30 protein-coding genes, 2 tRNA genes and 1 other annotated feature are annotated in these 25,960 nt (G+C 61.8%); of the genes, 5 read left to right on the top strand and 27 right to left on the bottom strand.

Features of this window, described 5'->3' with window-relative positions; genetic code table 11:
- Positions 1 to 121: 121 nt before the first annotated feature.
- From ACB031_RS12730 to ACB031_RS12740, 3 genes are all read right to left on the bottom strand, one after another.
- A complete protein-coding gene (locus tag ACB031_RS12730; protein WP_371139684.1) occupies positions 122 to 370 on the bottom strand; it encodes a hypothetical protein in 249 nt (82 codons plus the stop codon).
- Between the two features lie 186 nt (positions 371 to 556).
- Complete coding sequence (gene hcp1 / locus ACB031_RS12735) at positions 557 to 1,075, bottom strand: type VI secretion system effector Hcp1 (RefSeq protein ID WP_010634822.1); 519 nt, start codon at positions 1,073 to 1,075, stop codon at positions 557 to 559.
- Between the two features lie 230 nt (positions 1,076 to 1,305).
- On the bottom strand, positions 1,306 to 2,076 hold the full coding sequence (locus ACB031_RS12740) for a LuxR family transcriptional regulator (RefSeq protein WP_371139685.1): 771 nt from the start codon (positions 2,074 to 2,076) through the stop codon (positions 1,306 to 1,308).
- A 310-nt stretch (positions 2,077 to 2,386) separates the two neighbouring features.
- Between ACB031_RS12740 and ACB031_RS12745 the strand changes: the two genes are divergently transcribed.
- Positions 2,387 to 2,635, top strand: a complete 249-nt coding sequence (locus tag ACB031_RS12745) for a hypothetical protein (RefSeq protein WP_336291066.1) — start codon at positions 2,387 to 2,389, stop codon at positions 2,633 to 2,635.
- Between the two features lie 5 nt (positions 2,636 to 2,640).
- Here the strand turns inward: ACB031_RS12745 and ACB031_RS12750 are convergent.
- Positions 2,641 to 2,728, bottom strand: a tRNA-Ser gene (locus ACB031_RS12750).
- A gap of 198 nt (positions 2,729 to 2,926) precedes the next feature.
- Between ACB031_RS12750 and ACB031_RS12755 the strand changes: the two genes are divergently transcribed.
- Positions 2,927 to 3,676, top strand: coding sequence for a DsbA family protein (locus ACB031_RS12755; protein ID WP_005303647.1), 750 nt, complete (start codon positions 2,927 to 2,929; stop codon positions 3,674 to 3,676).
- A gap of 173 nt (positions 3,677 to 3,849) precedes the next feature.
- On the opposite strand, the gene galE is transcribed toward ACB031_RS12755, so the two are convergent.
- The 21 genes from galE to ACB031_RS12860 form a co-directional block, all read right to left on the bottom strand.
- Complete coding sequence (gene galE, locus ACB031_RS12760) at positions 3,850 to 4,875, bottom strand: UDP-glucose 4-epimerase GalE (RefSeq protein WP_371139686.1); 1,026 nt, start codon at positions 4,873 to 4,875, stop codon at positions 3,850 to 3,852.
- Positions 4,876 to 4,961: 86 nt separating this feature from the next.
- Positions 4,962 to 5,981, bottom strand: coding sequence for an FAD-binding oxidoreductase (locus tag ACB031_RS12765; protein ID WP_371139687.1), 1,020 nt, complete (start codon positions 5,979 to 5,981; stop codon positions 4,962 to 4,964).
- A 111-nt stretch (positions 5,982 to 6,092) separates the two neighbouring features.
- Positions 6,093 to 7,742 (bottom strand): hydroxylamine reductase, encoded by a 1,650-nt coding sequence (gene hcp / locus ACB031_RS12770; protein ID WP_371139811.1) that lies wholly within the window; start codon positions 7,740 to 7,742, stop codon positions 6,093 to 6,095.
- Positions 7,743 to 8,031: 289 nt separating this feature from the next.
- Positions 8,032 to 8,499, bottom strand: coding sequence for a Dps family protein (locus ACB031_RS12775; RefSeq protein WP_371139688.1), 468 nt, complete (start codon positions 8,497 to 8,499; stop codon positions 8,032 to 8,034).
- A 125-nt stretch (positions 8,500 to 8,624) separates the two neighbouring features.
- Complete coding sequence (locus ACB031_RS12780; RefSeq protein ID WP_371139689.1) at positions 8,625 to 9,182, bottom strand: DUF3833 domain-containing protein; 558 nt, start codon at positions 9,180 to 9,182, stop codon at positions 8,625 to 8,627.
- Entirely contained in the window at positions 9,182 to 9,673 is a 492-nt protein-coding gene (locus tag ACB031_RS12785; RefSeq protein ID WP_371139812.1) for a chalcone isomerase family protein, read from the bottom strand. Before ACB031_RS12785 ends, ACB031_RS12780 begins: the two co-directional genes overlap by 1 nt.
- A 16-nt stretch (positions 9,674 to 9,689) precedes the next feature.
- The gene (locus tag ACB031_RS12790) at positions 9,690 to 9,908 is read right to left on the bottom strand and encodes a TIGR02450 family Trp-rich protein (protein WP_005303669.1); all 219 of its coding nucleotides are present in this window, start codon (positions 9,906 to 9,908) and stop codon (positions 9,690 to 9,692) included.
- Positions 9,905 to 10,384: a DUF2878 domain-containing protein gene (locus tag ACB031_RS12795; RefSeq protein WP_371139690.1), complete on the bottom strand. Its 480-nt coding sequence runs from the start codon at positions 10,382 to 10,384 to the stop codon at positions 9,905 to 9,907. Before ACB031_RS12795 ends, ACB031_RS12790 begins: the two co-directional genes overlap by 4 nt.
- 2 nt (positions 10,385 to 10,386) lie before the next feature.
- Positions 10,387 to 11,643, bottom strand: a complete 1,257-nt coding sequence (locus ACB031_RS12800; RefSeq protein ID WP_371139691.1) for a class I SAM-dependent methyltransferase — start codon at positions 11,641 to 11,643, stop codon at positions 10,387 to 10,389.
- Complete coding sequence (locus tag ACB031_RS12805; protein WP_371139692.1) at positions 11,643 to 12,425, bottom strand: DUF1365 domain-containing protein; 783 nt, start codon at positions 12,423 to 12,425, stop codon at positions 11,643 to 11,645. The genes ACB031_RS12800 and ACB031_RS12805 overlap by 1 nt, the downstream gene beginning before the upstream one ends.
- Positions 12,422 to 13,681, bottom strand: coding sequence for an NAD(P)/FAD-dependent oxidoreductase (locus ACB031_RS12810; protein WP_371139693.1), 1,260 nt, complete (start codon positions 13,679 to 13,681; stop codon positions 12,422 to 12,424). The genes ACB031_RS12805 and ACB031_RS12810 overlap by 4 nt, the downstream gene beginning before the upstream one ends.
- Positions 13,678 to 14,412: an SDR family NAD(P)-dependent oxidoreductase gene (locus ACB031_RS12815; RefSeq protein ID WP_371139694.1), complete on the bottom strand. Its 735-nt coding sequence runs from the start codon at positions 14,410 to 14,412 to the stop codon at positions 13,678 to 13,680. Before ACB031_RS12815 ends, ACB031_RS12810 begins: the two co-directional genes overlap by 4 nt.
- Positions 14,409 to 14,837, bottom strand: coding sequence for a nuclear transport factor 2 family protein (locus ACB031_RS12820; RefSeq protein ID WP_371139695.1), 429 nt, complete (start codon positions 14,835 to 14,837; stop codon positions 14,409 to 14,411). Before ACB031_RS12820 ends, ACB031_RS12815 begins: the two co-directional genes overlap by 4 nt.
- A gap of 1 nt (position 14,838) precedes the next feature.
- Positions 14,839 to 16,260 carry a deoxyribodipyrimidine photo-lyase gene (phrB, locus tag ACB031_RS12825; RefSeq protein ID WP_371139696.1) on the bottom strand — a complete coding sequence of 474 codons (1,422 nt, stop codon included), beginning with the start codon at positions 16,258 to 16,260 and terminating at the stop codon, positions 14,839 to 14,841.
- Positions 16,257 to 17,144: a MerR family transcriptional regulator gene (locus ACB031_RS12830; protein WP_371139697.1), complete on the bottom strand. Its 888-nt coding sequence runs from the start codon at positions 17,142 to 17,144 to the stop codon at positions 16,257 to 16,259. Before ACB031_RS12830 ends, phrB begins: the two co-directional genes overlap by 4 nt.
- Before the next feature lie 63 nt (positions 17,145 to 17,207).
- Positions 17,208 to 18,152: a YbgA family protein gene (locus tag ACB031_RS12835; protein ID WP_371139698.1), complete on the bottom strand. Its 945-nt coding sequence runs from the start codon at positions 18,150 to 18,152 to the stop codon at positions 17,208 to 17,210.
- 172 nt (positions 18,153 to 18,324) lie between these two features.
- Entirely contained in the window at positions 18,325 to 18,954 is a 630-nt protein-coding gene (locus ACB031_RS12840) for an outer membrane beta-barrel protein (protein WP_010634840.1), read from the bottom strand.
- A 183-nt stretch (positions 18,955 to 19,137) separates the two neighbouring features.
- Positions 19,138 to 19,686: a DUF3157 family protein gene (locus tag ACB031_RS12845; protein WP_005303701.1), complete on the bottom strand. Its 549-nt coding sequence runs from the start codon at positions 19,684 to 19,686 to the stop codon at positions 19,138 to 19,140.
- 94 nt (positions 19,687 to 19,780) lie between these two features.
- A complete protein-coding gene (locus tag ACB031_RS12850; protein WP_017784403.1) occupies positions 19,781 to 20,653 on the bottom strand; it encodes a hypothetical protein in 873 nt (290 codons plus the stop codon).
- Between the two features lie 45 nt (positions 20,654 to 20,698).
- The gene (locus tag ACB031_RS12855) at positions 20,699 to 20,977 is read right to left on the bottom strand and encodes a DUF6482 family protein (RefSeq protein ID WP_201880242.1); all 279 of its coding nucleotides are present in this window, start codon (positions 20,975 to 20,977) and stop codon (positions 20,699 to 20,701) included.
- A gap of 24 nt (positions 20,978 to 21,001) precedes the next feature.
- Complete coding sequence (locus ACB031_RS12860; RefSeq protein WP_017779208.1) at positions 21,002 to 21,601, bottom strand: HAD family phosphatase; 600 nt, start codon at positions 21,599 to 21,601, stop codon at positions 21,002 to 21,004.
- Positions 21,602 to 21,770: 169 nt separating this feature from the next.
- Positions 21,771 to 21,905: a sequence feature (Phe leader region), on the top strand.
- A gap of 39 nt (positions 21,906 to 21,944) precedes the next feature.
- Between ACB031_RS12860 and pheA the strand changes: the two genes are divergently transcribed.
- A complete protein-coding gene (pheA, locus tag ACB031_RS12865) occupies positions 21,945 to 23,117 on the top strand; it encodes a prephenate dehydratase (RefSeq protein ID WP_017763932.1) in 1,173 nt (390 codons plus the stop codon).
- Between the two features lie 106 nt (positions 23,118 to 23,223).
- On the opposite strand, the gene ACB031_RS12870 is transcribed toward pheA, so the two are convergent.
- Both ACB031_RS12870 and ACB031_RS12875 read right to left on the bottom strand, forming a co-directional pair.
- Positions 23,224 to 23,652, bottom strand: a complete 429-nt coding sequence (locus ACB031_RS12870) for an LPP20 family lipoprotein (protein WP_005303718.1) — start codon at positions 23,650 to 23,652, stop codon at positions 23,224 to 23,226.
- Between the two features lie 15 nt (positions 23,653 to 23,667).
- The gene (locus ACB031_RS12875; RefSeq protein WP_214454159.1) at positions 23,668 to 24,288 is read right to left on the bottom strand and encodes a FlgO family outer membrane protein; all 621 of its coding nucleotides are present in this window, start codon (positions 24,286 to 24,288) and stop codon (positions 23,668 to 23,670) included.
- Between the two features lie 194 nt (positions 24,289 to 24,482).
- Here ACB031_RS12875 and ACB031_RS12880 point away from each other — a divergent pair, with 194 nt between their 5' ends.
- A complete protein-coding gene (locus ACB031_RS12880; protein ID WP_005303724.1) occupies positions 24,483 to 25,637 on the top strand; it encodes a flagellar assembly protein FlgT in 1,155 nt (384 codons plus the stop codon).
- A 50-nt stretch (positions 25,638 to 25,687) separates the two neighbouring features.
- Positions 25,688 to 25,764, top strand: a tRNA-Arg gene (locus tag ACB031_RS12885).
- Positions 25,765 to 25,960 lie beyond the last annotated feature (196 nt).

Raw genomic sequence — 25,960 nt, forward strand, 5'->3', positions numbered from 1 at the left:
GTTGAACGGCCGGTTGAGCGCTTCATCCAGTGCAAACTCGGCCACCACAAAGGTACTCTCGGGCAGGGCCCCCACCTTGACGGTAAATTGTAATCCTGTGCTGTCTGCCATGAAGCGCTCCTTAACCTGCCAGTCCGCTGCCCGAGCCAATCACCACGCCGCCGCAGCCGACGGCGGTACCGGTCACGGCGATGGGCTTGCCGCCACACCGTAAAGTACGCAGGCGACCAGAGCTGCTGCGCGGATAGAGGGGATTGTCGGATTTGTCGTAAGGGGCCAGCGGCTTGCCATCGATTCTGGCAACTGTCGATGGGGGAATCCCATCCTGATAGGTGAGCACGTCACCGGACGATGCAATGGTGGAACACATGACGACTGGCCTCTGTTGTGCTTTGCAATAAGGTCGGCTCGCAGCCATATGGCAAAACACAAAAGCTCCGACCGCATCCAGCTGAACGGGTCGGAGAAAGCTTGCACTGGCCTGACGATGGCTGACACTGCCATCACCAGGCCATGGGGTGCACTACAAGGAATAACGGCAATCAGAGATCGAGAATTAGGCCTCGATCGGTGCGCGCCAGTCATCCGCACCGGAAGTACCGGCAACGGTGTGCTCCCAGTCAATCTTGCGATAGGCCAGAGAGACCTGGATCAGCTGGGTGAAGTCAGACTTCGCCGGATCCTGGCAGTGCGGCATCTGGCAATCGATGTCAACGATGGTGGCATCGGTCAGCACGGTAGAGAAGAAGTGCTCCTGCTTGCCCTCGACGGAGGTGCGGTACCACTTCAGGGTCACTTTCGGCAGCATTTCGCCGGAGGCCAGGGAGTTGTACATCAGCGGTACGGCCTTGTTCAGCGCAACGGTGAACTTGAACGGCTTGTGGACACGCTGACCAGCAGGCTGACCGGATTGCGGATCGGTCGGTACGGTGACGACGTGTTGGAATTCTTGCACCAGCATCTCGTCTTCGTGGCCCTGCACGAAGATGTTGCCGACGGAATCGGAAGTGAAGGCACCGGCGGTAATATTGCCCTGGGTTTTACCTTCGATGCTGATATAACATGGAGTTGGCATGAGTTTGCTCCTGATTGGTTGAACGGTAATGACACTCGACCGAACCAGTTAGCAGCGACCATGCCACTCTTTTTTATTCATATTTTTCAAAGCATTAACTAACAATCAAGCAAGCTGGTCTGATGCGTGGCGCAAGAAGTTGCAACCATCAGGTTATTGCACCATAAATTCTTGCACATGCAGTGGAACATCTTGCCATCTACGCAACAAGTTGCTTGCCACAAACAGAATCACTGCTCCTCATCCACATTGGCCACCAGCGCCATCTCCACGTTCAACCTGACCATCCCCTGTTTCAATGCCCATGAGATGGCCTGGCTCTTGCTGCTCGCCCCCAGCTTGTTGACCACATTGTTCAGATGAAACGTCACGGTACGGGGCGTGATCCCGAGGATCTGGGCAATATCGCTCACCTGCTTGCCCTCCGCCGCCCAGCGACACACCTCCAGCTCCCGCAAACTCAACGCATCGTGCGGTGACTGCCCCGCCAGACAGACCCGGGCCACCGCCTCAAAGATATGCATGGAGAGCCAGCTGATAAAGCGCACCGCAGAGAGCCATTGCTGGCTGGTACGAGGCGTACTGGTAATAAAGGAGAGCAGGCCGACATGGCCGTTGGCACCGTGCCAGGGCAGGGTGATACCGTCGCGAATGCCGTACTCGCTGGCCAGCTGCATCACCTCCCAGCCCTGTTCATTACAACGCTCATCATCGTTCACCACATCGGCCCACAGAATGGGCGTGCTTCTGGTCATGGCGCACTTGACGATGGGGTCGATGGCAAAGAAGCCGCTGCCGGTGTAGGTATCCACCCAGGCCTGTGGGCAACCGTTGAAGATGATGACGTCCGGACGCTGGATGGTGCTGGGAAAGATCAGGGCCAAGCGAAAATAGTCGAATCCCATGCGGCCGCTCAGTTCGCGCAGCAGGGTCACGATGGCGCGCTCGTCAGCCGCCGTCTCGAACTGACCGATAAGCTCCAACGCGTGCAGGGTATTCATTTCCGGGGTATGAGGATCATGCACAAGATAAGGTGGCCAAACATGGAAACATACTGAATGTTAACAAGCGTCAATAGATGACACACCCCGGCACATAGGAAAATCAGAACTGCCCCACACTTTATGCTATCGAACCGTAATTTTTGTAATGAAATGCTACAGAAGAACAAGATCGTTCCACCAGCGACCAGTCATGACTCCTACGGATGTTAATCATTGCAACATTCGTCATGGCTGACCTCTCACCGGCGGACCAGCAGTCCTCCACGCTGCCTGCATTACGCAACAAAAGGAGTCTAAGTTGTGGCGGATGAGCCAGCGAGACGGGATCCCCACCGAACTGTGCGAATATCAGGGCCAACGGAGACGATCAAGACGCTGGTTGCCCGGTGATAGTCTCGCAATGAACGCGATCAAACAGGCAGGAAAATCGCAAGCGTCAGCCTTGGCCAACTGTCTGAAAAACGTGGATAAAGATGGCTTGCACAATCAGAGGCAGAATGACAGCGGGGATTTGAATAGCAAAAAGGCCATCCTTTCAGATGGCCTTTTTGGCTGAATAAATGGCGGAGGAGGTGGGATTTGAACCCACGGATGGTCGCCCATCGCCGGTTTTCAAGACCGGTGCATTCAGCCGCTCTGCCACCCCTCCGCGACAGTGCGGCGAATATTACCCATGGCGATCGCCCTTGTAAATCCCCTCACCGCTCGTTTGCCGATTTATTGGGCTAAATGACGTACAAAGCCGTCGATTTGAGCATAACCAGCGCTTTTTCAACCAGATAACTTGACTTGAAAACAGACTCACCCACTATAGTCAGCATCCCGAAATCCCCAGCAAGATGGACTTATGAAAATCAAACATGCCCTGCTTTGTGCCCTGACGGGTGCCACCCTGCTTGCGGCGCCGGTTCAGGCGAGCGAACTGACCAAGAGCGACGTGGAACAGATAGTGCGCGACTATCTGGTCAAGAACCCGGAGATCCTGGTCGAGATGTCCAACGCCCTGCGCGCCAAGCAGGAGAGCCAGCAGGCCGAGAGCGACAAGACCTTGATCAAGGCTCACGCCAAGCAGCTCTATAGCAACCAGGACCCGGAAACCGGCAATCCCAAGGGCAGCCTGACCGTGGTCGAATTCTTCGACTACAACTGCGGCTACTGCAAACGCGCCCACCCGCTGATCAAGCAGCTGCTGGCGGAAGACAAGGACATTCGCTACATCTACAAGCAGTTCCCGATCCTGAGCGAGACCTCCTACTTCGCCGCCCGCGCAGCCCTGGCGGTACAGCTGGGTCAGCCCGACAAGTACCAGGCCTTCCACGAGAAGCTGTACGCCCATCAGGGCCCGCTGGCCGACGAGGCACAGGTGAAGCAGCTGGCAGAAGCAGCTGGCGTCAACTGGAGCAAGGTTGAAGCCAAGATCAAGGATGGCAGCATCGATCAGAATCTCGGCACCAACCGGGCGCTGGCCGAAGCAATGAGCATCTCGGGCACCCCGGCCTTCATCATCGGCGATCAGATCCTGCGCGGCGCACCGCGTGATCTGGCCAGCCTGAAAGGCTTCATCAAGGATGTGCGCGCCGGCAAGAGCATTCAGTAATCCCGCTCCGGTACATAAAAAACGCCCCGGCATGCCGGGGCGTTTTGCTATTCAGGCTGCAAACCATCAGGCCTGATGTGCCGTCGCGAGAAGCTGTCAGCAAGGCGAAGAGCTGCGCAGGGACCCGAGTTTATATGAATAAATGAGGTTCCCGAGCAGCGCATGACCCTTGATCACGGCTTCGCAGCAGGGCCATAACCGTTCGGGTTCTGGCTTTGCCAGCGCCAGGTATCCACCATCATCCGCTCCAGACCGCGCTCGGCCTGCCAGCCCAGCTCGGCACGAGCCTTGTGCGGCTCGGCCCAGCACTCGGCGATATCGCCGGGGCGACGGGGTTTGATCTGGTAGGGAATGGTACGGCCGCTGGCCGCCTCGAACGCCTTGATCATCTCCAGCACCGAATAACCCTGACCGGTCCCCAGGTTGTAGGTAAAGACGCCGGTATCCGACGCGATGCGCGCCAGCGCTTTCAGGTGACCGATGGCGAGATCCACCACGTGGATGTAATCGCGCACCCCGGTACCGTCCGGTGTCGGGTAGTCGTTGCCAAACACCCCCAGCTCCTTGAGCTTGCCCACCCCCACCTGACTGATATAGGGCAGCAGGTTGTTGGGAATACCGTTGGGATCTTCCCCGATAAGGCCGCTCTCGTGGGCGCCGACCGGGTTGAAGTAGCGCAACAGCACGATGGCCCAGCGGGGATCGGATTTGGAGAGATCCCGCAGGATCTCCTCCACCATCAGCTTGGAGCGGCCATAAGGGTTGGTGGCGCTGGTGGGAAAATCTTCCCGCAGCGGTACCGAGGCCGGATCGCCGTAGACGGTGGCCGAGGAGCTGAATACCAGCCGGAACACGCCGGCTTTTGCCATCTCTTCGCACAGCACCAGGGTGCCGGTGATGTTGTTCTGGTAGTAGGTGAGCGGGATCTGGCTCGACTCGCCAACCGCTTTGAGCCCGGCGAAATGGATCACCGACTCGATCTGGTGATCGGCAAACAGCTGTTGCAGGCAAGTCCGATCCAGCACATCCCCTTCGACGAAGATGACCGGCTTGCCGGTGATCAGCTCGACCCGCTTGAGAGACTCGGGGGAGGAGTTGGAGAGGTTGTCCAGCACCACGACCTGTTGCCCGGCGTTCAATAACTCAACCAGGGTGTGGGAGCCGATGTAGCCGGCGCCCCCTGTGACCAGAATTGTCATTTTGTATCCCGCGTTCGACTGAAACTGGAGCTGAGTCTACCCGCCCGGCCCCGCTGCGAAAAGAGCGGGATGCCCATTACCTTCCCTCAATAGTCGACGCAAACATCCCCCCTGACGGTACAGGAGCAGGCCAGTGCCACCCCACTCTCCAGATCCTGCGGGCTGAGAGTCATCACGCTCTGGCGCTCGATCTCGCCCTCCGTGGTGCAGCGACAGGCCCCACATACCCCGGCCCGGCAGGCCGCCATCATGGTCTCCCCCGCCCCCTCCAGCGCCGCCAGCAGGGTCTGCCCCGGCAGTATCTTCACCTTCTTGCCGCTCTTTTTGAGGGTCAGCCAGAAGTGGTCGCTGCCGGCCGCAACTGGCGCCGTGCTCGATGTTGCAGCAGGCAGGCCGAACGACTCCTGGTGCAGCTGCCCGGCGGGCAACCCGAGCGCTGCCAGCATGGTGCTGGCCGCTTCCATGTAGGGGGCTGGCCCGCACAGATAGACGTGGCGACTCAATAGATCCGGTGCCAATTCCTTGAGCATCTCCGGGCTGAGCCGGCCGACCCAGGGATAAGCCGCCGGCGCCTCTTCCCCAACTTTCTCCAGCACTAACGCGTGGCGAACGCCGGCATGAGCAGCGGCCAGCGCAGCCAAGTCGTCTGCGAAGATCACATCCTCTGGCGAGCGGGCGCTGTGAATGAAGCGGATGTCGGCGTCCGGCCGTTTAGCCAGCTCGTCGCGCAGCATGGCCCACATGGGGGTGATGCCGGAACCGGCGCTCAAGAGCAGCGGCCGCTCGCAGGGCAAGGCCGTCAGATTGAAGTCGCCGAACGGGCCATCCACCCGGATCTCGTCCCCCACCTGCAGGGTCTGGTGCAGATGGTGGGAGACCAACCCGACATCCTTGATGGTGACCTGCCAGAAAGGGTCCTGCGGGCTGGAGGAGAGGGTATAGGCACGGCAGTGGGGCTTGCCGTCAATCTCGGTGTGCAGCGTCACGCACTGGCCCGCCAGCACGGCAGACAGGCTGCCCGTCTGCGGCACGAACTGCCAGCTCGCCACGTCGTGGGTATCCGCCCGGCGGCCGATGCACCTGAGGGTGAGGGAGGTGGAGGTCATCGCAAGGCTCCTCTTGTTGAAAAATGTTGGAAAGGGATCGCTAAAAAAAGGCGAGCCATCAGGCTCGCCAAAGGCTTACAACATGCTGAGCGTGTAAGGCTGTCTCTTTGCTCAGGCCGCCAGGATCTCGGCGAGATCGGCTTCTGCAGTGGTGGTGCCCTTGAGGCCAAATTGCTCTTCCAGCACCTTGAGCAGAGCCGGGGTGAGGAAGGCCGGGGCGGTCGGGCCGGTACGGATGTCCTTCACACCCAGCGCCAGCAGGGTGAGCAGAATGACGATGGCTTTTTGCTCGAACCAGGAGAGCACCAAGGTCAGCGGCAGATCGTTGACGCCGCACTCGAACTCTTCGGAGAGCGCCAGCGCCAGCTGGATGGCGGAATAGGCATCGTTGCACTGACCCACGTCCAGCAGACGGGGAATGCCGCCGATGTCGCCGAAGTCGAGCTTGTTGAACTTGTATTTGCCGCAGCCCAGGGTCAGCAACAGGCTGTCCTGCGGGATCGCCTTGGCAAACTCGGTGTAGTAAGCGCGCTCGGCACGGTCACCGTCACAGCCACCGACCAGGAAGAAGTGGCTGATTTCACCGGCCTTGACCTTGTCGATCACCGCAGGGGCAGCCTGCATCAGGGCGTTGCGGGCAAAGCCGATGGTGATGAAGTGCTCCAGCTCAACGTGCTTGAAGCCTTCCAGCGCTTGCGCCTTGGCAACGACGGCGGAGAAATCTTCCCCTTCCAGGTGGGTCACGCCCGGCCAGCCGACGATGGAGCGGGTGAAGATGCGATCCGAGTAGTTGCCCACGTTCGGGTCGATGATGCAGTTGGAAGTCATCACCACCGCGCCCGGGAAGTTGGCAAACTCCTTCTGCTGGTTCTGCCAGGCGGAGCCGTAGTTGCCCACCAGATGCGGGTACTGCTTGAAGAAGGGGTAGGCCAGCGCCGGCAGCATCTCGCCATGGGTGTAGACCTTGATGCTGGTCCCCTTGGTCTGCTCCAGGATGAGCTTGAGATCCACCATGTCGTGACCGGAGACCAGAATGCACTTGCCCGGTACTGGAGTAACGCGTACCTGAGTCGGCTCGGGGTGGCCGAAGGCGGTGGTTTCACCGAGATCCAGCATCTCCATGATTTTGAAGTTGAGCAGGCCAATGTCCATGGCGCACTTGAACAGGGGATCCAGATCGCTCGGATCCGTACCGAGCCAGCTCATGATGCGGTGGAATTCGGCGGCTACCTCGCTGTCTTGCTGATCCAGCACCCGGGCGTGCTCCATGTAGGCGGCAGCGCCCTTGAGGCCGTAGAGGCAGAGCAGGCGCAGCCCCATGATGTCTTCGTTGACCTCGTTCTTGCCGCGGTTGACCGCGGTCTGCGGTGCCTGGGCCAGCTGTTCCAGCAGCTCGCTACCCGGCTCGAAACGGGCGGCAGCAGGAAGTATGTCGGCCTGCACCGCCAGCGGTGCTAGCTTGGCAGCCAGCTGCTGGCGATAGGCCAGCGCCTGATTGACATAGGCCACGATGCGGGCGGAATCGAAGTTGACGTTGGTGAGGGTGGCGAAGAAGGCCTTGGGCACGAAGGCGTCGATCTCGCTGTCGACGATGCCGTGATCGCGGGCGGCCAGCGCCCAGGCGCTCAGCCCCTGCAGGGTATAGATCAGCACATCCTGCAGATCCGAGGTTTCTGCCGTCTTGCCACACATACCTTGTGCATAGGCGCAGCCGTTGCCTGCCGGAGTACGAATTGTCTGTTCACATTGCACACAAAACATCATGCCTCTCCTAATTGGACATTTCAGTTGTTTGTTTTGTGGCGATTCTATTCCCCTCGTGGAAAACTTAATAGGCATTCAATTTGCCAATTCAATTTTCATTGATGCAGATCAAAAACAAAAAAAGCCGCCCAAACAGGGCGGCAAGCGGGTGGATAAAAGGAGAGACAACTCAGGTTTGCAACAGAACACGGTAAGGGAACGGGTCGGGCTGGCGTCTGGTCAGGTAGCACCAGCCCTTGACTTCATCAAGCCGGCATACTTCGTATGCATCCGGCTTGGTTAACTATCAGGCTAAATAAGCGCGCAGCATCCAGACCAGTTTCTCCTGCTGCTGCACATAGTCGGAGAGAATGGACGCGGTCCCTTCATCACCGGCATCGGCGGCCTGCCCCAAGATGCGGCGCTGGGCCACCAGCAGTTCGCGGAAACTCTCCAGCAGGGATTCGACGCAGGCACGACCGTCGTGCAACCCCTTCTGCTCGGCAATGGCGGAAACGTTCAGGTAGTCGCTGAAGCTGTGCAGCGGTACGCCATCCAGGGTGAGGATACGCTCGGCCAAGGCATCGACCTTCAGCAACAGGTCGTTGTAAATCTCTTCAAACTTCAGGTGCAGCTCGAAGAACTGGTTGCCGCGGATGTTCCAGTGGAAGCCGCGAACGTTCATGTAAAGGATCTGGTAGCTGGCCAGCAACTTGTTCAGTTCGGCGACCAACGCTTGTGATTGAACGGTATCAAGACCAATCGGACTCTTCATGTTTCACCTCCAGATTTGACGACCTGGTCATCTTAGAACCCATCAGACTCGAAAGGTAATCGTTAAGACCTAACTGATTGATAGCGAGCGACTATCGTCCACGTTGCCGACTGGGTGAGGCGCACTCATTCAGGCTGCCGCTCGATATAGAGGATCACCTCCCCCAGCTGGATGCCGAACTTGCTGATGGCGGCCCGGTTGATCAAACGATCCTGGTCGAGCAGGTACATCCAGTCATCGAAACTCACCCGCACCACGCTGCCGTCGGGCAGCGCCAGATCGAGCTGATAGCGCCAGTTGAGGGCAAAGCCTGCCGTCTTGCCTACCGCCTCCCCCACCACGTCGGCGGCCGTGCCGCGCCAATGGCCATCCGCCCCCTTGCTCAAGAACCAGGTGCGGGTCTGCTGGCGCCCGTCGTCAAAGTAGAACTGCTCGAACAGCTCCCCCTTGCCCCCCTGCCAGTGCCCGCGCATCTCCACCCGAAAACGGCTGGTCACCTCGCCGCTGCGATCGGTTACCAGACCATGCGCCGTCAGCTTGCCATCGAAGAAGCGAGCGAGATCCCACTCGGGGCCCCGATCGCGATACTCCTCCAGACTGCTGCCACAGCCGGCCAGCAGCAGGAACGGCAACAACAGCAGGTAGCGCCAGGTGCGGGTGTACGACATGAACCTCTTTTGCATCAGAACTCTCCTCGCAGGCTACGGGTAAGCGCCGGATCACGGCTCCCTTCTGCCAGCCAGATGGCGAGGAAGGCCGCCGAAAATTGCGGATCGGCGAGGGTGCCGAGCGGCTTGTCCCGCCACCAGAAATGGCCCGCGCCCCCCTTGTCGACATAGAAGGTGAGCCGATCACCCGCCTTGACATCGGGCCAGAGCGTGGCGAGCCGGCCAAGCCACTCCTGGCGCTGCTGCTCGCTGCCAAGCCCCAGTCGCTGCCACTCGGCGGCGGTGGCGCGCAACAGATCGTCCCGTTCGATGGCTCTGGCGTAAGTGAGGCTGAGCGCCTGAGGATAGTGACCCGGCAGATAGCGGCCGTTCTCGCTGTAGAGGGTGGCGTCATAGAGCTTGAACCAGAGCCAACTCATCTCGCCGCGCCCGACCGGGTGCAGCTGCTGCCAGGGGGTGATCGGGGCTTGCCCGGTCTGGGCGAAAGGGGTCAGCGGTAGGCTCAAGCCTGCCAGCAGCAGGCTAATTCCACCCCATGTGCCAATGGGCAGGATCTTCGAGTTCATGCCAGTCCATCTCCTGTTCCAGCAGCGTGTTGATGTCCTGCATCACCACCTGCTGCAGCTGCCCCTGCGCATCGCGCTGACAGGCCACCACCAGATAGAAACGCTCGGTCAGCTCGTGCTGGCTCTCTTTGGTCCATTTGGAAAACAACAAGGTGTCGGTCGAAAAGGTGTTCATCTCGCTTCACCCTCCAGCTTGACCGTTACCCACAGGAGTACGGGTAACCACCACATCCAGATCACCGCCAGCAGTGCCGCACTGACCCCGATGCCCCAGGGTAAGTGTACTGCCCCCATGGCGGCGCCCGCCACATAGGAGGAGCTGCCACCGACCATGCCGAACAGCCCCTGCTGCCAGCGCGGCAAGGGCCGCAGCCAGCGCAGACCGTGGCAGAGAGTCAGGGCAAAGCCGCACCAGAGCAGCACCAGCCAGAGCGGAAAACCGGCGTTGAAATCAAACAGCCCGAGCTGCCAGAGCAGGGCATCGAGCAGGCTGCCGGCAAGGGCAACCGGGATGAGCCGCCAGTCGTGCCAGCGGCGGGGGGAGAAAAGAAAATGAAGCAGCAGCAGTGCCAACAGCGGGCCCGGCTGCTGCCACTTCACTGCCAGCAACCAGTAGAGGTTGAACCCCAGCAGATGGGCCCACTGCCACATGATCAGAGACCGCCTACGGGCAGATCCCCACTCCAGCCGAGTGGGCCCGGCTTGGCCGCTTCCAGCTGCACCAGGCTGATGGTGCGCTCCCAGAAGCCCCCTTCACAGTAGGCGAAATAGAAGTGCCATAACCGAATGAAGTCCTGGCTGTAGCCGAGAGCGGGCAGCTCGGGCGCCAACGCCAGGAAGCGCTCGCACCAGTGGGTCAGAGTGCGGGCATAGTGGTGGCCGTGATCGTGCAGCCGCACCAGCTGCATGTCGGTCTCGCGCGCCAGCAGCCCCGCCATCTGGGATACGCTCGGCAGGCAGCCGCCGGGGAAGATGTAGCGCTGGATGAAATCAACCCCGCGCAGATACTGGGCGTGGCGCTGATCGGCGATGGTGATGGCCTGAATGAGCAGGCGGCCACCGGGTTTGAGCAGCCGCGACAGCTGGCGGAAATAATCGGGCAGGAAGGCGTGGCCCACCGCCTCGATCATCTCGATGGAGACCAGCTTGTCGTAAGTGCCCTCCAGCTTGCGGTAATCCTCCAGCAGCAAGGTGATGCGATCCCCCAGCCCCTCCCGCGCAATCCACTCCTTGGCATAGTCGTGCTGGGCCCGGGAGATGGTGGTGGTGGTCACCCGGCAGCCGTAGTGACGGGCCGCATAAACAGCGAGGCCACCCCAGCCGGTGCCGATCTCCAGCAGATGATCGTCTGGCCCCAGTGCCAACCGCTCGCAGATGGTGCGCAGTTTGGCCTGCTGCCCCTCTTCCAGGCTGGCCTTGGCATGGGGATAGATGGCACTCGAGTACTGCATGTGGCTGTCGAGAAAACCCTGATAGAGGCTGTTGCCGAGATCGTAGTGGGCGGCGATGTTGGAGCGCGACCCGGTCAGGGTATTGCGGTTAAGCCAGTGACGCACCTTGTTGAACGGGAAGCTGAGCCAGCCGAGGCGCCGCTCCAGACTGTCGAGCAGCGCCAGGTTGCGGGCCAGCAGCCGCACCAGCGCCACCGGATCCGGGCTGGTCCAGAGCCCCTCCACCCAGGTTTCCCCGGCGGCGATGCTGCCCCCCAGCAGCAGGCGGCGATAGAAGGCCGGATCCTGCACCACCAGCTCGGCGTGCAGGTCGGTGCCCGCCACGCCAAAACTGTGACGCTCGCCGCCATCCCACAGCAGCAGCTGGCCGTGTTCGAGGCGCCCCAGCAGATTGAGCAGCAGTTGCCTGGCCCCCTTGTCGATGAAAGAGGCAGAGAGGGTTGATTGCACAAGTTCCATTAGCGGCTCTCCGGATGGCTAAAAATGGGTGTTCGTTTGATAAAAAGACGCAGGGCCTGCCAGTAGATCCCGAGCAGCACCTTCATGGTCATCCAGGGCCAGCGGGCCAGCAGGGCCGCCAGCCCCTTGCGCGACAGCGGCGCCCGGCGCAGTGCCAGGGTTGCGTCAAACAGCTTGGCTTCACCGGATACGGGGTGGCTCTCGATGTGGATCAGTGTCTCCTGCGCGGGCGGGCGAATGCGCCAGTGGTAGCGCATCGCCAGCCCCATGAAGGGGGAGACGTGAAAATCCTTGTCGTGGGGGGCCAGCGCCGCCAGATCCAGCAGGTAGCAGTGACGCTCGTTCCAGGGGGTGTTCGACACCTCTGCCAGCAGATAGCGCGCCTCTCCCTGCCGGTAGCAGAAGTAGAAGTTGACCGGGCTGAAGTAGAAACCGAGGCAACGCACGTTGCCAAGCAGCAGCACCCGCCCCTCGGGTTCGGCATCGCCACCCAGTTCGCTCACCTTCTGCCACACCGCCTGTTTGAGCGGCCCCTCGCTGCCGCGCAGGTAGTCGTCACGTCGAAACGAGAGCAGCCCTGCTCGCTCCACCCCGAACCAGCGCCCGCGATCGAGTTGTGGCAGCTCGTCGAGATCCAGCCCCAGCATGAAGAGGCTGTAGGAGAAGGCATGGGCGCGCGGCGCGAAGCGGCGATGGCGCACCGACCCCTGCCAGATGGCGCTGAGGGTGCCGGTCATGGCCTCGGCACTCGCCTTCTGGCCTGCCAGGACTGCATCGTTCATAGCTCGGCCCCGAACCGCCTGGCTACGTCCAGCGCGCTGCGCACCCCGTCTTCGTGAAAGCCGTTGTACCAGTAGGCGCCGCAGAAGTGGGTGTGCTGCTGGCCGCAGATCTCGGTCCGCCGCTGCTGGGCGGCGATGGAGCTCTGATTGAACACCGGATGGTGGTAGACGAAGCGGCGCAGCACCTTGCTCTCGTCCACCTTGCCTTGCGGATTGAGGCTGACACAGAAGGGCTCTGGCGAGCTCACCCCCTGCAGGATATTCATGTTGTAGCTCACCAGCGGCCGCGCCCCGTCATCCTCCCCCAGCTGATAGTTCCAGCTGGCCCATGCCTTGCGCCGCACCGGCAGGCAGGAGGCATCGGTGTGCAACCAGACATCGTTGGCCTGATAGGGCATGGCGCCGAGAATGGCCTGCTCCCGCTCGCCCGGGTCCGCCAGCAATGCCAGCGCCTGATCGCTGTGACAGGCGAGGATCACCTCGTCAAACCACTCCTCGCCGTAGCTGCTCTGGATCAGCACCCCGTCCGCCAGGCGCCGGATCCCCTGCACCGGGCAGGCCAGGCGAATGTTTGCCTGCCAGCCGGCCGTCAGCGGGCCTATGTATTCCCGCGAGCCACCCGGGATCACATACCACTGGGGGCGATTGGCCACCTCGAGCAGGCCGTGGTTGGCGAAAAAACGCAGAAAAAAGCTCAAGGGGAAGGCGTGCATATCGGCCAGGGTCGATGACCAGATAGCGGCTCCCATCGGCAAAATGTAGTGGCGGGCGAAGTAGTCGCTGAACTCACCCACCTGCAGAAAATCCCCCAGGGTCAGCTCGAGGCCGGCCCCCTGATGTTGCCCATCGGCCAACCAGGCCCGCGCCTCCCGGTTGAAACGCAGGATCTCGGCGACGAAGCCGTAGAAGCGTGGGCTCAGCAGGTTGCTGCGCTGGGCGAACAGGGTATCCAGGTTGTGGCCGTTGTACTCCAGCCCCTGCGGGCTTTTCACCGAGAAGCTCATCTCGGCCGGCTGCCGTGCCACCCCGATCCGTTCAAGCAGCCTCAAGAAGTTGGGGTAGGTGCGATCGTTGAAGACGATGAAGCCGGTATCGATGGCATAGCGGCGCCCCGCCTGCTCCACATCGACCGTGGCGGTGTGCCCACCCAGGGTCGGCGCCGCCTCAAACAGGGTGATGTCGTGCAGCTTGTGGAGCAGAAAACCGGCGGTCAGGCCTGAAATGCCGGAGCCGACGATGGCGATCTTTTTCTTCATGAAGGGCGTCCTTTCGATACGAGTGCGCGGCCAAGGCGCAGCCAGAGCCCCACCGGCAGCGCACCGAGCAGGCGCAGCGACCAGATGAAGCGGCGGGGAAAGTGGATCTGGTGGCGACCGGCGGCGAGCCCGTCCATGATGGCGCGGGAAGCCTCCTCCACCGTCACCAGGCAGGGCATGGGAAAATCATTTTTGGCGGTGAGCGGGGTCTGGACAAAGCCGGGGCGGATCAGGGTCACCCCAATCCCTTTGCCGGCCAAATCCAGACGCAGGGTATCCGCCAGATAGTCGAGGGCCGCCTTGGAGGCGCCATAGGCCTCGGCCCGTGGCAGCGGCAGCCAGCTCACCGAGGAGCTGACGATGGCCAGCCTTGACCCAGCCCCGAGCAGCGGCAAGAAGGCAGCCAGGGCGTGGCCGGTGGCGATGAGGTTGGTCTCGATGACCCGGGCAAACAGGGCGCCGTCAAACCCCTCGTCCACCGTCATGTACTCGCAGTTACCGGCATTGAGGATCAGCAGGTCGATCCATGGCAAGCCGGCGGCCGCCTCGCTCACGGCGTTTGCAGAGCGCCCGTCAAACTGCAGCGGCGTGATGCCGTGGCGCCCCAGTGCCAGCAGCCGCTCACCATCGCGACCACAACCCCACACCTGCCAGCCTGCGCGCCGATAATCGAGCGCCAGCTGAAAGCCGATGCCGGAGGTGGCGCCGGTGATCAGCACCCGGCCGCTCATGCGCCCAGCCTCCCCTTGATGGTGCGCACCACGGCCCCAAGCAGCGGCAACTGCTCGTAGAGCATGGCGCCAAGGTCAAAGTAGTCGCGATGCAGGCACACCTTGCCCGTCTCGTCGAACTCGAGGCGGGTGGCCCCCTCCACCGTCACCGGGGCGCCGCCGCGCAGCCTGGGATGGGAGAAGGTCATGGTCCAGCCGAGCCAGGCCTGTCGCCCCTGTTGCAGCTGGCTGGTGATGACGAAATGGCAGTAGGCCAGGCGCTGATAGAGGGTGGCAAAATAGTCGGTGAGCGCCGCCAGCCCCTCGATGCGGTGAGCAGGGTCGGTAAAGACCACCTCGTTTGCGTAGACCTCGGGCAAACGGTGCAACTCATCTCGGTTTAGCTGCTGATAGAGGGCCACAAAGCGAGCCAGCGACTCATCCATGCTATTTCTCCAGGGCGCGAAACATCTCGATGGCTCTCACCCGGGCAACGGCGTGGTCCACCATGGGGGCCGGATAATCGCGCCGCCCCTTGAGCCGCAACCAGTCGTGGGGCTGGTGCAGATAGGCGGCAGGCAAATCAGCCAGCTCAGAGACCCAGGTACGAATGAACTCCCCTTGCGGATCAAACCGTTGTCCCTGGGTGGTGGGGTTGAAGACCCGGAAATAGGGCGCCGCATCGGCGCCGGTGCCCGCCGCCCACTGCCAGCCGCCGTTGTTGGCCGCCAGGTCGCCGTCGATGAGCTGACTCATGAAGTAATCCTCCCCGAGCCGCCAGTGAATGTGCAGATCCTTGGTGAGAAAGCTCGCCACTATCATCCGCAGCCGGTTGTGCATCCAGCCGGTGGCGTTGAGGCAGCGCATCGCCGCATCGACGATGGGGTAGCCGGTACGTCCCTCACACCAGGCGGCGAAGGCGTCCGGATCCCAGCTCCATGGCAGGGCCGATGTTTCCGGCTTGAAGGGCCGATTCATGGAAAGGGTCGGGATCAGCACCAGCAGGTGGCGATAGAACTCGCGCCAGATGAGCTCATTGAGCCAGACAAAACCGGGCTGGGCCTTGGACTGGGGCCGGTAGCCAAGCCTCTGCTGGAGCGCCGCCACACACTGGCGCGGGCTGATGATGCCGGCCGCCAGATAGGGGGAAAGCACGGAGGTACCCGCGATGGCAGGGAAATCCCGGGTCTCGCCATAATCGAGCACCGCCTGCTCCAGAAAGTCATTCAAAAGACGGCTGGCCTCGGCCTCCCCCACCGGCCAGCGGGGGTCTGCCGTCAGCTCGCCGAGGGCGGCATCCACGAAGTCCCGCTCGGCCAACGGCTGCCACGGCAGCGGCTCGCCACGAGCAGTGGGCGCGCGATGAATGACGAAACCATCCTCGTCGAGGGCCTTGAGCCAGGCACGGCTGAAGGGGGTGAAGACCTTGAACATCTCGCCAGAGCCGGTCAGCACCCGACCGGGCGGCAATACGCAGCAGCCGTTGAACCAGTGACAACCAATCCCCTGTTCTGCCAGCGCGGTAGTGACGGCCTGATCCCGGCGCAGCTCGTCGATCTCGATGGCCTGATTGGCGTAGAGCTGGGTTACCCCCAGCTCGCGGCAAAGATCTGCCAGCACCGCCGGCACCTCGGCAAAAGTCTCCACTCGCAGCAGATGGAGCGGGATGCCGAGCGCAGCCAGCTCGTGGCCCAGCGCATCGACCTGGGCCAGTAGAAAACGCTGACGGACGGGGGCCAGCTTGTGCTGCCGCCACTGGGTGGGGGAGAGGATATAGAGCGCGGTGACCGGTTCATCATTGGCGCAACCGTGACGCAAGGCCGGGTTGTCGGCCAGGCGCAGATCATTGCGAAACCAGACCAGCTTCATGATTTTTTCCTCCCGCGTCCGCCGGCACCAGCCGCTGCTGGCATGTTTGCCATCACCTCGGCAAGGCTCACCTGCCAACCGTGGGCTTGCAGCCACTCGCCATCGTAGAGGCGCCCCAGCTCGCCAAAGAAGCGGGTACCGGCGGGCCAGCCGGCGGCCAGATCCGGCTTGCCAAGGCCGGCCCCCAGCAGCACCAGCCAGGGGGTAACGGCACGCCCCTCCAGCAGGCTGGCATGGCGCGGCTCCACCGCCCCCAGCAGTTGCACCTCATGGCCCTGACCGATCAGCTCGTAGGCGGCCCAGACCAGGTCGAGCGGGCCCACCTGTCCCCAGCTCGCCAGGGTGACCGGCACGCCCTTCTCCTGCTCGATCAGGTGGCGGGCGAAGCGGGTGTGCAGCCAGCCCAGCCACACCTGTTGCAGCAGCTCGCCATCCGGCCGCTCGCGCCACAGCCCGAGCAGCTGCTCCACCAAGGGTTGCAGTACCCGGCTGCGCACCAGCTCGAACGGGTAGCTCGCCAGCAGGTCGTTGAGCTCTGCCTCCGCCTTGCGCTGGTTGAAGGCGAGCAGCGCCTGACTGAACTGCTCCAGGGTCTGCTGCCAGTGATCGCTCACCGGCTGGGCCTGGGGTTCGCTCAGGAGTCCCTTCACCTGCCCGATACTCACCCCCCGCTCCAGCCAGCTCAGGATCTCGCCGATCTGGCGAATGTCCTGTTCGCTGTAGAGGCGGTGGCCCTTCTCGGTGCGGGCCGGTTGCACCAGCCCGTAGCGACGCTGCCAGGCGCGCAGGGTCACGGCGTTGACGCCGGTGAGGCGGGAGACCTCGCGAATGGGGTAGATCCCCTCCTCCGGCGAAGGAGAAGCGGCGTGCGGTAAATCAGACATAACGGCATCCAGCAAAGGTTGAGGGAGAGGCCCCGGCCATCAGTCGGGACCTGCACAGAAAATTCAGAGCCCGTAGCGCAGTTTCAGCGTGTCGGGGTGCGGATTGAGATAAACCTGCTCGGCAAGGTAGGGATTGGGGTACTCGCGCAGGTAGTGGCGGATCAGGGTGAGCGGCACCAGCAAGGGGAATATGCCGGTGCGGTACTTGTCGATGGTATCGGCCAGCTCCTGCTTCTGGGCCGGGGTCAGCACCCGTTTGAAGTAGCCCTGCAGGTGCATCAGCACATTGGTGTGGCTGCGGCGGTTGGCCCGCAGGGTCAGCGCAGTCATCAGCCCCTTGATGTAGCTGTCGGCCACCTGCTGCAGGTCGGCCCTGGCCAGATTGCCGAGCAGCTTGCCAAGCGTCCGGTAGTGGGTGGTGGCGTGGGAGAGCACCAGATACTTGTAGCGGGAGTGGAAGCGGATCAGCGCAGAGGCGGTGATGCCGCGCGCGCAGAGCTGCTGCCAGTCGTGGTAGGCGAAGACCCGCAGCACGAAGTTTTCCCGCAGGATGGGATCGCACAGGCGGCCATCCTCTTCGACCGGCAGCAGGGGATTGGCCTCCATCAGCGCCTTGGCAAACAGGCCGACCCCCTCCTTGGCACTCCCCTCGTTGTTGGCGCCATAGATGCGCACCCGCTCCATGCCGCAGCTGGGGGATTTGGCGCAGAGGATGTAGCCGGAGATGAAGTCGAGCTGGCGCGCCTTCTGCTCGCTGAAGGCGATGAGCTGGTCGGTGACGTCGAAGCTGCCGTTGCTCGCCTCGGCACGGATCTCGCCGTGGCGCTTCACCAGCCGGATGGCGGCGCGGGGCGCGCCGAGACCAATGGCCATCTCGGGACAGACGGGGTGATAGTCAAAGTGGGCACCGAGATCCCGCTCGCAGAAACTGGAACGCTTGTGGCCCCCGTCGAACCGAACCTCCTGCCCCAGCAGGCAGGCGCTGATACCAACCTTGATCTTGTACATGCCATCACTCCTTGTATAAGTCTGAATCAGTTATAGCAGTTATACAAAAAAACGGAAGTTGTATAACTATTGCGGACTGATACGGCGCAAGGATGAAGGGTGGATCAACCGGAAATGAAAAAACCCATGACCGAAGTCATGGGTAAAAATGAAGACACTACAGGAAGGATGATTAGAAGCTGTACTTCACACCCAGGCTGGTGATGGAACCCTGTTGCAGATCCCACTTGCGATAGGTGTAGTCGGCGGTGAGGGCCAGGTTCTGGCTCACCTTGTAGGCGGCGCCCACTTTGAAATCATGCATGTCGTCGGTCATGTTGGCGTAGCGGTAGGCGGTGGAGAGCTCGACGGCGCCGATGTCGTAGCGCAGGCCGGCCTCACCGTACATGCTGCCGCTGTTCTTGCGGGTGATGACGTCCCAGCCGCTGTCTTTGACGTTGGCAGCCACCTGACGCTCCATGGTGTAGCCCATCAGGCCCGCTTCCCCATACAGGTTCAGACCTGTGCTGAGCGGGGTGTAGACACCCAGACCCAGGCTGGAGATGCCCATGCTGTCGTTGCCGCTGTTGCGGGAGGTGTACTCGCTGCCCAGACGACCGTAGAAGTTGGAGCCGAAGCTCTTGGAGAGATCCAGGTTCAGACCGCCGAAGTCGCGGTTGTTGCTATCTTTGCCGCCAATGTAGTCGGACTTGGTGTGCGCCCAGGTCAGACCGCCTTTGGCGTAGCTGAAGGCATCCTCAGCCAGAGCGGAAGTAGAAGCGAAACCGGCCAGAACCAGAACAGAAAGTGCAACTTTTTTCATTTTGATGACTCCATCGTTGAGCTAGTTGAGACCTAGCTGGAATGGGGTCATTGTGCAGAGGACGGGGAGAAATGCCGAGCGGCAAGCTGTTGCCAAACCATGTCAGATGTAAGCAACTGTTGCTGGCGGTTACCGGGTTAACAATCAAGACAGGCTCCGCGAAGGAGCCTGTTGCATGAGGGATCAGCGAAACTCCACTTCCTCAATCTCGACCCGCACCAGGGGTTTGCCGGTGAGACCGGCCGGGCGCGGCACCTCCAGCACCATGGAGGGGCGCTGCTGGCCCTTGCGCAGATAGGACTCCGGCAGACGGTTCTCGCCAACCCAAAAGCGGGCCTCCTGCTTGGCCAGCTGGGCCCCCTGCTCGCTGAACAGGGTGATGCTGCCGCGCACCCGCACCACGTTGCGGGTGCCTGTGTTGCTCACCATGAATTGCAGTTGCAGGGGATCCGAACCTTCCAGCTTGGCGAGCTTGACGCCGATCCCGTCCTTGACGGCCTGGGCCAGCAGATCCGGGTTGTTCATCGCCTGCTCGGTCAGCACCGGCACGGCCACCGTGCCCTGCACCGCGCTGCCGTCGGCGGCGGGCTTGAGCAGCAGGTATTCCCAGGTGAAGTCATCGTTGAGCTGCACTTGGCGACCATCCGGCAGGGTCACCTGGGTGAGCGGGGCGGCCTGTGCCAGCAGGGGCGACAAGCAGAGGGCAACCAGCAGACGGGACAAGGGTTTCATAGGGTGGTGACTCGCGTCGATGGAAAAGGGCGTCAGTATAAAGAGTCCGCCGCACCTTGCCTATGACCGCTCTCACGTTCCTGCCCTCGGCTGCCTAGACCACCAGCTCCTGACGCTCCTCCGCCGGCATCATGTCCAGGGTCACCAGATCGAAGGCCGTGCTCTTGAGGGCGGTGAGGATATCCGGCTGCAGATCGAACGCCCGGGCCCGCAACCGGGCCGGCAGCCGTACCCGGGCCAGGGTGGTGGCCCGATCGCCCAGGGTATGGAAAAACACCTGTGCCTCCTCCAGCCCCATGTCGGCCAGCATCTGCTCCGCCATGTCCACCATCCGCAGATGACGGCGATCCACCAGCTCGGGATCGGAGAAGCGGTGGCTCAGGCAGCCATGGGCGCTCTTGCCCCAGCGTCCCAGCTGACGCTTGTTGAAGCCGTAGCGAAAGTCCCTGTGGGTCATGCCCTGTTTGGCGAACAGCCAGAGGGTGTTGTCCGGCAGGCTGCCGAAGCGACGCAGATACTCCCGCAGCTCCTCGACCGGCGCGGGCAGCAGCATGGGCAGGTGGCTCCAGTCGGTTTCCAGCGCGGTGAGGTGACAGATGTAACGCACCGGATCTATCACCTCGTTGAGGTGGCGCAGGTGATCGCAGAAGATCATCTCATCGGTCTTGATGACCCGCTGCTCGATGCCGTAACGCTGGCAGTAACGCTTGGCGCGGGCCACTTCCTTGCGGCTGCGGGTCGGGCTGTCCAGAGTGATGGCGCGGATCCGGATGCCGCTAGCGCGGCACAGATCCATGCTGTAGCAGGACTCCAGTCGACCGGAGAAGGAGACCGCCAGTTCGCCGTAGCCAGCCAGGGTCTCGATAAGTGACTGCTCCCTGGTCTGAAAGGTCTGATCGTATCCTCGATTCAGCACAACGATATTGGCATCCATAACAACGGCACCGGATGATGAATTGGGCGCCATTGTGCAGTAATAATCCTGAATAAACCCTTAAAGAATGCGGATAAACTAGAATTTAATGATTATTTCATACCAATTATCATCATATTCATCCAGTTGCGCGTCATAAATCCGCAGTTTCGCCTGATGAACCTGGTGCATGCGCAGAAAACCCTCGGCCTGCTCGAGGGAGGCGAACGTCAGCCTGCCCCCCTCGCTGTCGGTGAGGCACTGCATCTCCCCATCCACCTCGACACAGAGCTGATAACCGCTGCCATCCAGACAGGCGATCAGCAGCCCCGCATCCGGATAGTGACTGAGCCAATTGCGAAACCTGCCGTGTTCCATAACTTACCCCGCGTTCCCGCCCGCTCAGGCCGGCAGGTAACCCTGTGTTACCAGCTGCTGGCGACAACTGTATGCATCGGTAAACACCAGGCCGCCGATCCCCTGCGTCTGTGCAGCGGCCACGTTGGCCGGGCTGTCATCGATGAACAGGCACTGCTCGGCCCGCAGATCGAACGACACCAGCAGATAGCGGTAGATATCCGGCTCCGGCTTCATCATCCGTACCCTTGCCGACACCACCTTGCCGCTGAAGAAGCGCCAGAAATCCTGATGTTGCTCCAGCCAGTCGATGCTGGCATGGCCCATGTTGGAGAGTGCGTAAAGAGTGTGCCCCTCCCCGTGCAGTGCCTCTATCAGGCTCAGCATAGCGGGATCCGGCACAAGGGATGGCGGCACCGCCTGCAAAATGGCCAGATTCTCCGCCGTCGACAGGCCGGTTCGCGCCTGTGCCTGACGGGCCATGGTGTGCAGCGACAGGGTCCCCCGGTCCACCTCCAGCCAGTCGCCATGGTTGAACAGTTGCTCCGCCAGCTGCTCCGCCCCGTGCGGCCCCCGTACCGAGCGCACGATACCGACCGGATCCCAGCTCACCACCACTCGTCCCAGATCGAAAATAATCGCCATTCTCACCTCCAGCTCTCTGCATCATTGCGACGGCAAGCGGGTTCATCCGACACGCATTTGCCCCCGCAGGCTCACGCCCTTACCCTGCCCCGTTCGCCACCCACGGGCAAGTTTTACTTGCATCGCACGGTCAAATCCCTTAATGCTTATGGCGTTACCTCAAGGACACACTCATGCACGCACCATTCTTTTTTGCTTTCTCGTTTATCCGGCCCTCATGAGGGAAGGCCAGTCGTCACGTGAAGCACTCGCGTAAACAGAAAGCAAAGACGAATCGAGCCTCCCCTAGCGGAGGTTTTTTTTTTGCAGCCACCACAATCGATTACTTGGATAGGGAACCATCATGGCAACGCTCGACGAGATCAGACAAGACATCACCCAGTTGGATCAGGAGCTGCTCGCCCTGCTGGCCAAACGCAAGACCCTCAGCATCGAGGTCGCCCGCGCCAAGCAGGCCAACCCGCGCCCGATCCGCGATCCCCAGCGCGAGCAGGATCTGCTGGTCGCCCTGATCCAGAAAGGGCGCGGACTGGGGCTGGATGCCCAGTACATCACCCGCATCTATCACACCATCATCGAAGACTCGGTGCTCTCCCAGCAGGCCTATCTGCAGAGCCTGCTCAACCCGGAGCAGCAGGAGCCGATGACCAGCGTCGCCTATCTGGGGCCGCGCGGTTCCTATTCCAGCCTCGCCGCCCGCAAGTACCTGGCTCGCTACAAGGATCAGGTGATCGAGGTGAACTGCCAGAATTTCCGCGAGGTGCTGGATGCGGTGGAGTCGGGCCGTGCCGCCTTCGGCGTGCTGCCCATCGAGAACACCAGCTCGGGCTCCATCAACGAGGTGTACGACGTGATGCAGCACACCAGCCTCTCCATCGTCGGTGAGCTCACCTACCCCATCGAGCACTGCATCCTCACCGCCGTGCCCACCGAGCTGTCCCGCATCAAGACCTTCTACGCCCACCCGCAGGTGTTCCAGCAGTGCTCCCATTACCTCAGCAAGCTGGAAGGGGCGCGCCACGAGATCTGCGACTCCTCCTCCAGCGCCATGATGAAGGTCAAAGAGCTGGCGAGCCCCGAAGCGGCGGCCATCGGCAGCGCGGCCGGCGGCGAGCTGTATGGGCTGGACGTGCTGGCCGAGCAGCTGGCCAACCAGAAGGAGAACTACAGCCGCTTCATCGTGGTGGCGCGCAAGCCCATCGACGTGGCGCCGCAGATCCCGGCCAAGACCACCCTCATCATGTCCACCTCCCAGAAGCCGGGCTCGCTGGTGGAAGCGCTGCTGGTGCTGCGCAACAACGAGATCAACATGACCAAGCTGGAATCCCGGCCGGTGCAGGGCAACCCGTGGGAGGAGATGTTCTACCTGGATGTCTCCGCCAACCTCAACACCCCGTCCATGCAGGCCGCGCTGATGGAGCTGACCAAGATCACCCGCTACATCAAGGTGCTGGGCTGCTACCCGAGCGAAGATGTCAAGCCGACCACAGTGCCGCCGGTGCTGATGGGCGGCTGATCCGCCAAGGTTGGGCCGGCCCGGGTATCAGCCGGCCGACACCGCCCATGAAAAAGGCGACCCTGCGGGGTCGCCTTTTTGTGGTCCATTCGCTGCGGGCAGGCCGTCAGAACTGGCCTGCCATCAGCTGGTTGATGTTGTAGAGGGCGCGAGTATCGAGCTCCATCTCGGTGGCATAGGTGTTGCCGCGGGGATAGGAGGCCACCACCCTGGCGCCGCGCACCATGCCCGCCACCGACACGTCCAGCGAGTTGGAGGTCTGGGTCAGGTCCTTGTAGCTGCTCTGGCCGCGCACCTGCTGACCGTTGAGCTGCTCGGCCAGCTCGCGATAGGCATCCATCTTGGAGGCGCGGATGGCCTGCAACATCTTCTCGGACTGGGAGGGGCCGGGCTGGATGTCGATCACCGCGTAGCCGACCGCCTTGAGTACCGGGAAGTCATCCGGCTTGTTGTTGCCGCCGTAGTTGACCACCCGATTGCCGCCGCTGCACGCCGTCAGCAGCAGGGCCAGCAGGCATCCGAACAGGATTCTCATTGCGTCTACTCCTTGTCAGGGCGTCAGGTTGACCAGATGGCCGCCGGGACGCGCCTGGCTGTCACGCATCAGGTAACCGCGGTTGATCGAGGCCCGGCCAAACGAATTGTTGGCACCGAACAGGTATTTCTGCGGGATCATGCTCTGGGCCGTGGTCTCCACCATCTTGGTCCGCAGGTCGATGATGCGGGCGTTGACCAGGATCCCCTTGCTGTTGCGGCTGAAGGTGCCGACCAGGATGCGGGAGATGGGCAACCGGGGAGAGAGATCCTTGTAGTTGCGGCTCAGCACGAAATCCCCCTGCGGCGTCACCTTGATGCTGCCGGTCAGCTTGAAGTCCACCACCACTTCCCCGCGCCGGTTGAGCTCGTAGATGAAACTCTCCTCAATCTGCTGGCCCATCCAGTTGGTGTCCTGCAGGGTGTCGAGATCGACGAAAGAGGCGACCGCGATGGGCTCGGTCAGGGTGGTGAGCGACTTGCGCTCCATCAGCTGATCGGTCATGCGAGCCACCAGCCAGTTGAGTTCCATCCCCTGCGCCGCCTGGCGCGGATCACCCAGCTCCCGGTTGATGGGGTCGGTGCCGCAACCGGCCAATGCCAGAGCGAGCGCCAACGCCGTGATAAGTTTGTTCATGGATACCTTTCCTGTATCTGCACCTGATTTGTTATCGGTTCGACCGGCCAAAGCTTGAGCCGGGAATGAGGCATGGATCTTGCTAATATTCGCAGTGTGCTGTGCAACCGGCACGGCTCTGTGATCTGTATCGGCCGGCGACTTCGCTTCGACAGGGGTGAATCGCGCCGACCCGCATATTCAAGGTGCTTGTCATGAAATTACCGCTGCTGTTAACCCTGCTGCTGGCCAGTCTGTCGGCCCGGGCCGAGATCATCGAGGCGCAGGGCAGTGCCGCCATCCTGGGTGGGGACGAGGTCTACGCCCGCGAGCAGGCGACCCGCGATGCCCTGCGGCAGGCCCTGCTGGCGAGCGGCGCCGCCGTCTCCAGCATCCAGCGCCTGGAAAACGGCAGCCTGCGCTCCGAGCAGATCCAGATCCGCTCCGGCGGCGACATTCGCCAGTACCGGCTCAAGCGGGAAGAGGTGCGCAACGGCCGCATGTACATCACAGTGATGGCCGACATCCAGGCCGAGCGCCAGATCTGCCAGACCCAGCACTACGCCAAGGATTTGACGCTGGTGCGGCTGCGGCTGCGCTACCCCGAGCAGGCGAGCTACGGCGCCCTCGACGACATGCCCGCCAACCTGTCACGCCGCATGTTCGAGGCGCTGGCCAGCGCGCCGCAAGGGGTGGCCGTGCGCCAGTGGCTGGACGAAAACCTGCGCATCGATCCACTCCACCTGCAACAGGGGGATCGCAGCGCCCTCGAGGAGATCAAGGCGCTCAGCCTGCGCACCGACAGCCAGTACCTGGTGCTCGGCAGCATCGACGATCTCTCCATCGAGCCACAGGGTAACCAGCTGACCAGCTGGTATGAAGATCCCATCCGCAACTTTCGCATGCAGCTCTATCTGTTCGACGGCATCAACGGCAGCCTGCTCGGCCGCAAGGAGTACCAGGGCAGGGCCAACTGGACCTTCGCCAAGCGGGATCAGGTGGGCAGCAGCAGCGGCCAGTTCTGGCAGTCGAGCTACGGTCAGGAGGTCAACTACCAGATCCAGGAGGCGGTGCAGGATCTGGTGGCCCAGCTCAGTTGCGCCCCGGTCACCGCCCGGGTGGTCAGCCAGAACGAGCGCGGCCCCTACATCAATCTCGGCCGCCGCAACGGCGTCCGGCTCGGGGATCAGTTCCGTATCCAGCACGATGCCGATTTCATCGATCCCTATGGCAAGGCACGCATGCTGCGCAACCCGGCCGACGGCCTGTTCGAAGTGGTGCAGGTATTCGAGGATGGCGCCATCATCAGCAGCCAGAACAAATATTCGCCGTTTAACATCCAGATCGGCGATCTGGCAGTATTGGAATAAGAATCAAGGGTTTAAAAGGGAGCCGCTTCTTGTATAATGCCGGCCACAAGGTTCCCGTAGCTCAGCAGGATAGAGCGGTCCCCTCCTAAGGGACAGGCCACTGGTTCGACTCCAGTCGGGAGCACCATATAAAACAAGGGGTTGGCATCGTCATGGTGCCAATCCCTTTGTTGTTTTTGGCTCTGGCGTACTTGTTGGCGTACTTGTTTAACCAGGCTTGCATATCCGGCGTACCGCCTCACCCAATCGTCGGTCACTCCACAGCAAACCCGGCCACTGAGCTGGCGGGCGCAGAACAGGCATGTGTCACTATCATTTCTTGC

This window comes from Aeromonas sp. S8(2024) (assembly GCF_041403085.1).
Lineage (GTDB): Bacteria > Pseudomonadota > Gammaproteobacteria > Enterobacterales > Aeromonadaceae > Aeromonas > Aeromonas dhakensis.

Excerpts from the sequence above, each read along its gene's own strand:
- ACB031_RS12730 (WP_371139684.1), bottom strand. The coding sequence starts at position 370 with ATGTGTTCCACCATTGCATCGTCCGGTGACGTGCTCACCTATCAGGAT.
- hcp1 (WP_010634822.1), bottom strand. The coding sequence starts at position 1,075 with ATGCCAACTCCATGTTATATCAGCATCGAAGGTAAAACCCAGGGCAAT.
- ACB031_RS12740 (WP_371139685.1), bottom strand. The coding sequence starts at position 2,076 with ATGAATACCCTGCACGCGTTGGAGCTTATCGGTCAGTTCGAGACGGCG.
- ACB031_RS12745 (WP_336291066.1), top strand. The coding sequence starts at position 2,387 with ATGAGCCAGCGAGACGGGATCCCCACCGAACTGTGCGAATATCAGGGC.
- ACB031_RS12755 (WP_005303647.1), top strand. The coding sequence starts at position 2,927 with ATGAAAATCAAACATGCCCTGCTTTGTGCCCTGACGGGTGCCACCCTG.
- galE (WP_371139686.1), bottom strand. The coding sequence starts at position 4,875 with ATGACAATTCTGGTCACAGGGGGCGCCGGCTACATCGGCTCCCACACC.
- ACB031_RS12765 (WP_371139687.1), bottom strand. The coding sequence starts at position 5,981 with ATGACCTCCACCTCCCTCACCCTCAGGTGCATCGGCCGCCGGGCGGAT.
- hcp (WP_371139811.1), bottom strand. The coding sequence starts at position 7,742 with ATGTTTTGTGTGCAATGTGAACAGACAATTCGTACTCCGGCAGGCAAC.
- ACB031_RS12775 (WP_371139688.1), bottom strand. The coding sequence starts at position 8,499 with ATGAAGAGTCCGATTGGTCTTGATACCGTTCAATCACAAGCGTTGGTC.
- ACB031_RS12780 (WP_371139689.1), bottom strand. The coding sequence starts at position 9,182 with ATGCAAAAGAGGTTCATGTCGTACACCCGCACCTGGCGCTACCTGCTG.
- ACB031_RS12790 (WP_005303669.1), bottom strand. The coding sequence starts at position 9,908 with ATGAACACCTTTTCGACCGACACCTTGTTGTTTTCCAAATGGACCAAA.
- ACB031_RS12795 (WP_371139690.1), bottom strand. The coding sequence starts at position 10,384 with ATGTGGCAGTGGGCCCATCTGCTGGGGTTCAACCTCTACTGGTTGCTG.
- ACB031_RS12800 (WP_371139691.1), bottom strand. The coding sequence starts at position 11,643 with ATGGAACTTGTGCAATCAACCCTCTCTGCCTCTTTCATCGACAAGGGG.
- ACB031_RS12805 (WP_371139692.1), bottom strand. The coding sequence starts at position 12,425 with ATGAACGATGCAGTCCTGGCAGGCCAGAAGGCGAGTGCCGAGGCCATG.
- ACB031_RS12810 (WP_371139693.1), bottom strand. The coding sequence starts at position 13,681 with ATGAAGAAAAAGATCGCCATCGTCGGCTCCGGCATTTCAGGCCTGACC.
- ACB031_RS12815 (WP_371139694.1), bottom strand. The coding sequence starts at position 14,412 with ATGAGCGGCCGGGTGCTGATCACCGGCGCCACCTCCGGCATCGGCTTT.
- ACB031_RS12820 (WP_371139695.1), bottom strand. The coding sequence starts at position 14,837 with ATGGATGAGTCGCTGGCTCGCTTTGTGGCCCTCTATCAGCAGCTAAAC.
- phrB (WP_371139696.1), bottom strand. The coding sequence starts at position 16,260 with ATGAAGCTGGTCTGGTTTCGCAATGATCTGCGCCTGGCCGACAACCCG.
- ACB031_RS12830 (WP_371139697.1), bottom strand. The coding sequence starts at position 17,144 with ATGTCTGATTTACCGCACGCCGCTTCTCCTTCGCCGGAGGAGGGGATC.
- ACB031_RS12835 (WP_371139698.1), bottom strand. The coding sequence starts at position 18,152 with ATGTACAAGATCAAGGTTGGTATCAGCGCCTGCCTGCTGGGGCAGGAG.
- ACB031_RS12840 (WP_010634840.1), bottom strand. The coding sequence starts at position 18,954 with ATGAAAAAAGTTGCACTTTCTGTTCTGGTTCTGGCCGGTTTCGCTTCT.
- ACB031_RS12845 (WP_005303701.1), bottom strand. The coding sequence starts at position 19,686 with ATGAAACCCTTGTCCCGTCTGCTGGTTGCCCTCTGCTTGTCGCCCCTG.
- ACB031_RS12850 (WP_017784403.1), bottom strand. The coding sequence starts at position 20,653 with ATGGCGCCCAATTCATCATCCGGTGCCGTTGTTATGGATGCCAATATC.
- ACB031_RS12855 (WP_201880242.1), bottom strand. The coding sequence starts at position 20,977 with ATGGAACACGGCAGGTTTCGCAATTGGCTCAGTCACTATCCGGATGCG.
- ACB031_RS12860 (WP_017779208.1), bottom strand. The coding sequence starts at position 21,601 with ATGGCGATTATTTTCGATCTGGGACGAGTGGTGGTGAGCTGGGATCCG.
- pheA (WP_017763932.1), top strand. The coding sequence starts at position 21,945 with ATGGCAACGCTCGACGAGATCAGACAAGACATCACCCAGTTGGATCAG.
- ACB031_RS12870 (WP_005303718.1), bottom strand. The coding sequence starts at position 23,652 with ATGAGAATCCTGTTCGGATGCCTGCTGGCCCTGCTGCTGACGGCGTGC.
- ACB031_RS12875 (WP_214454159.1), bottom strand. The coding sequence starts at position 24,288 with ATGAACAAACTTATCACGGCGTTGGCGCTCGCTCTGGCATTGGCCGGT.
- ACB031_RS12880 (WP_005303724.1), top strand. The coding sequence starts at position 24,483 with ATGAAATTACCGCTGCTGTTAACCCTGCTGCTGGCCAGTCTGTCGGCC.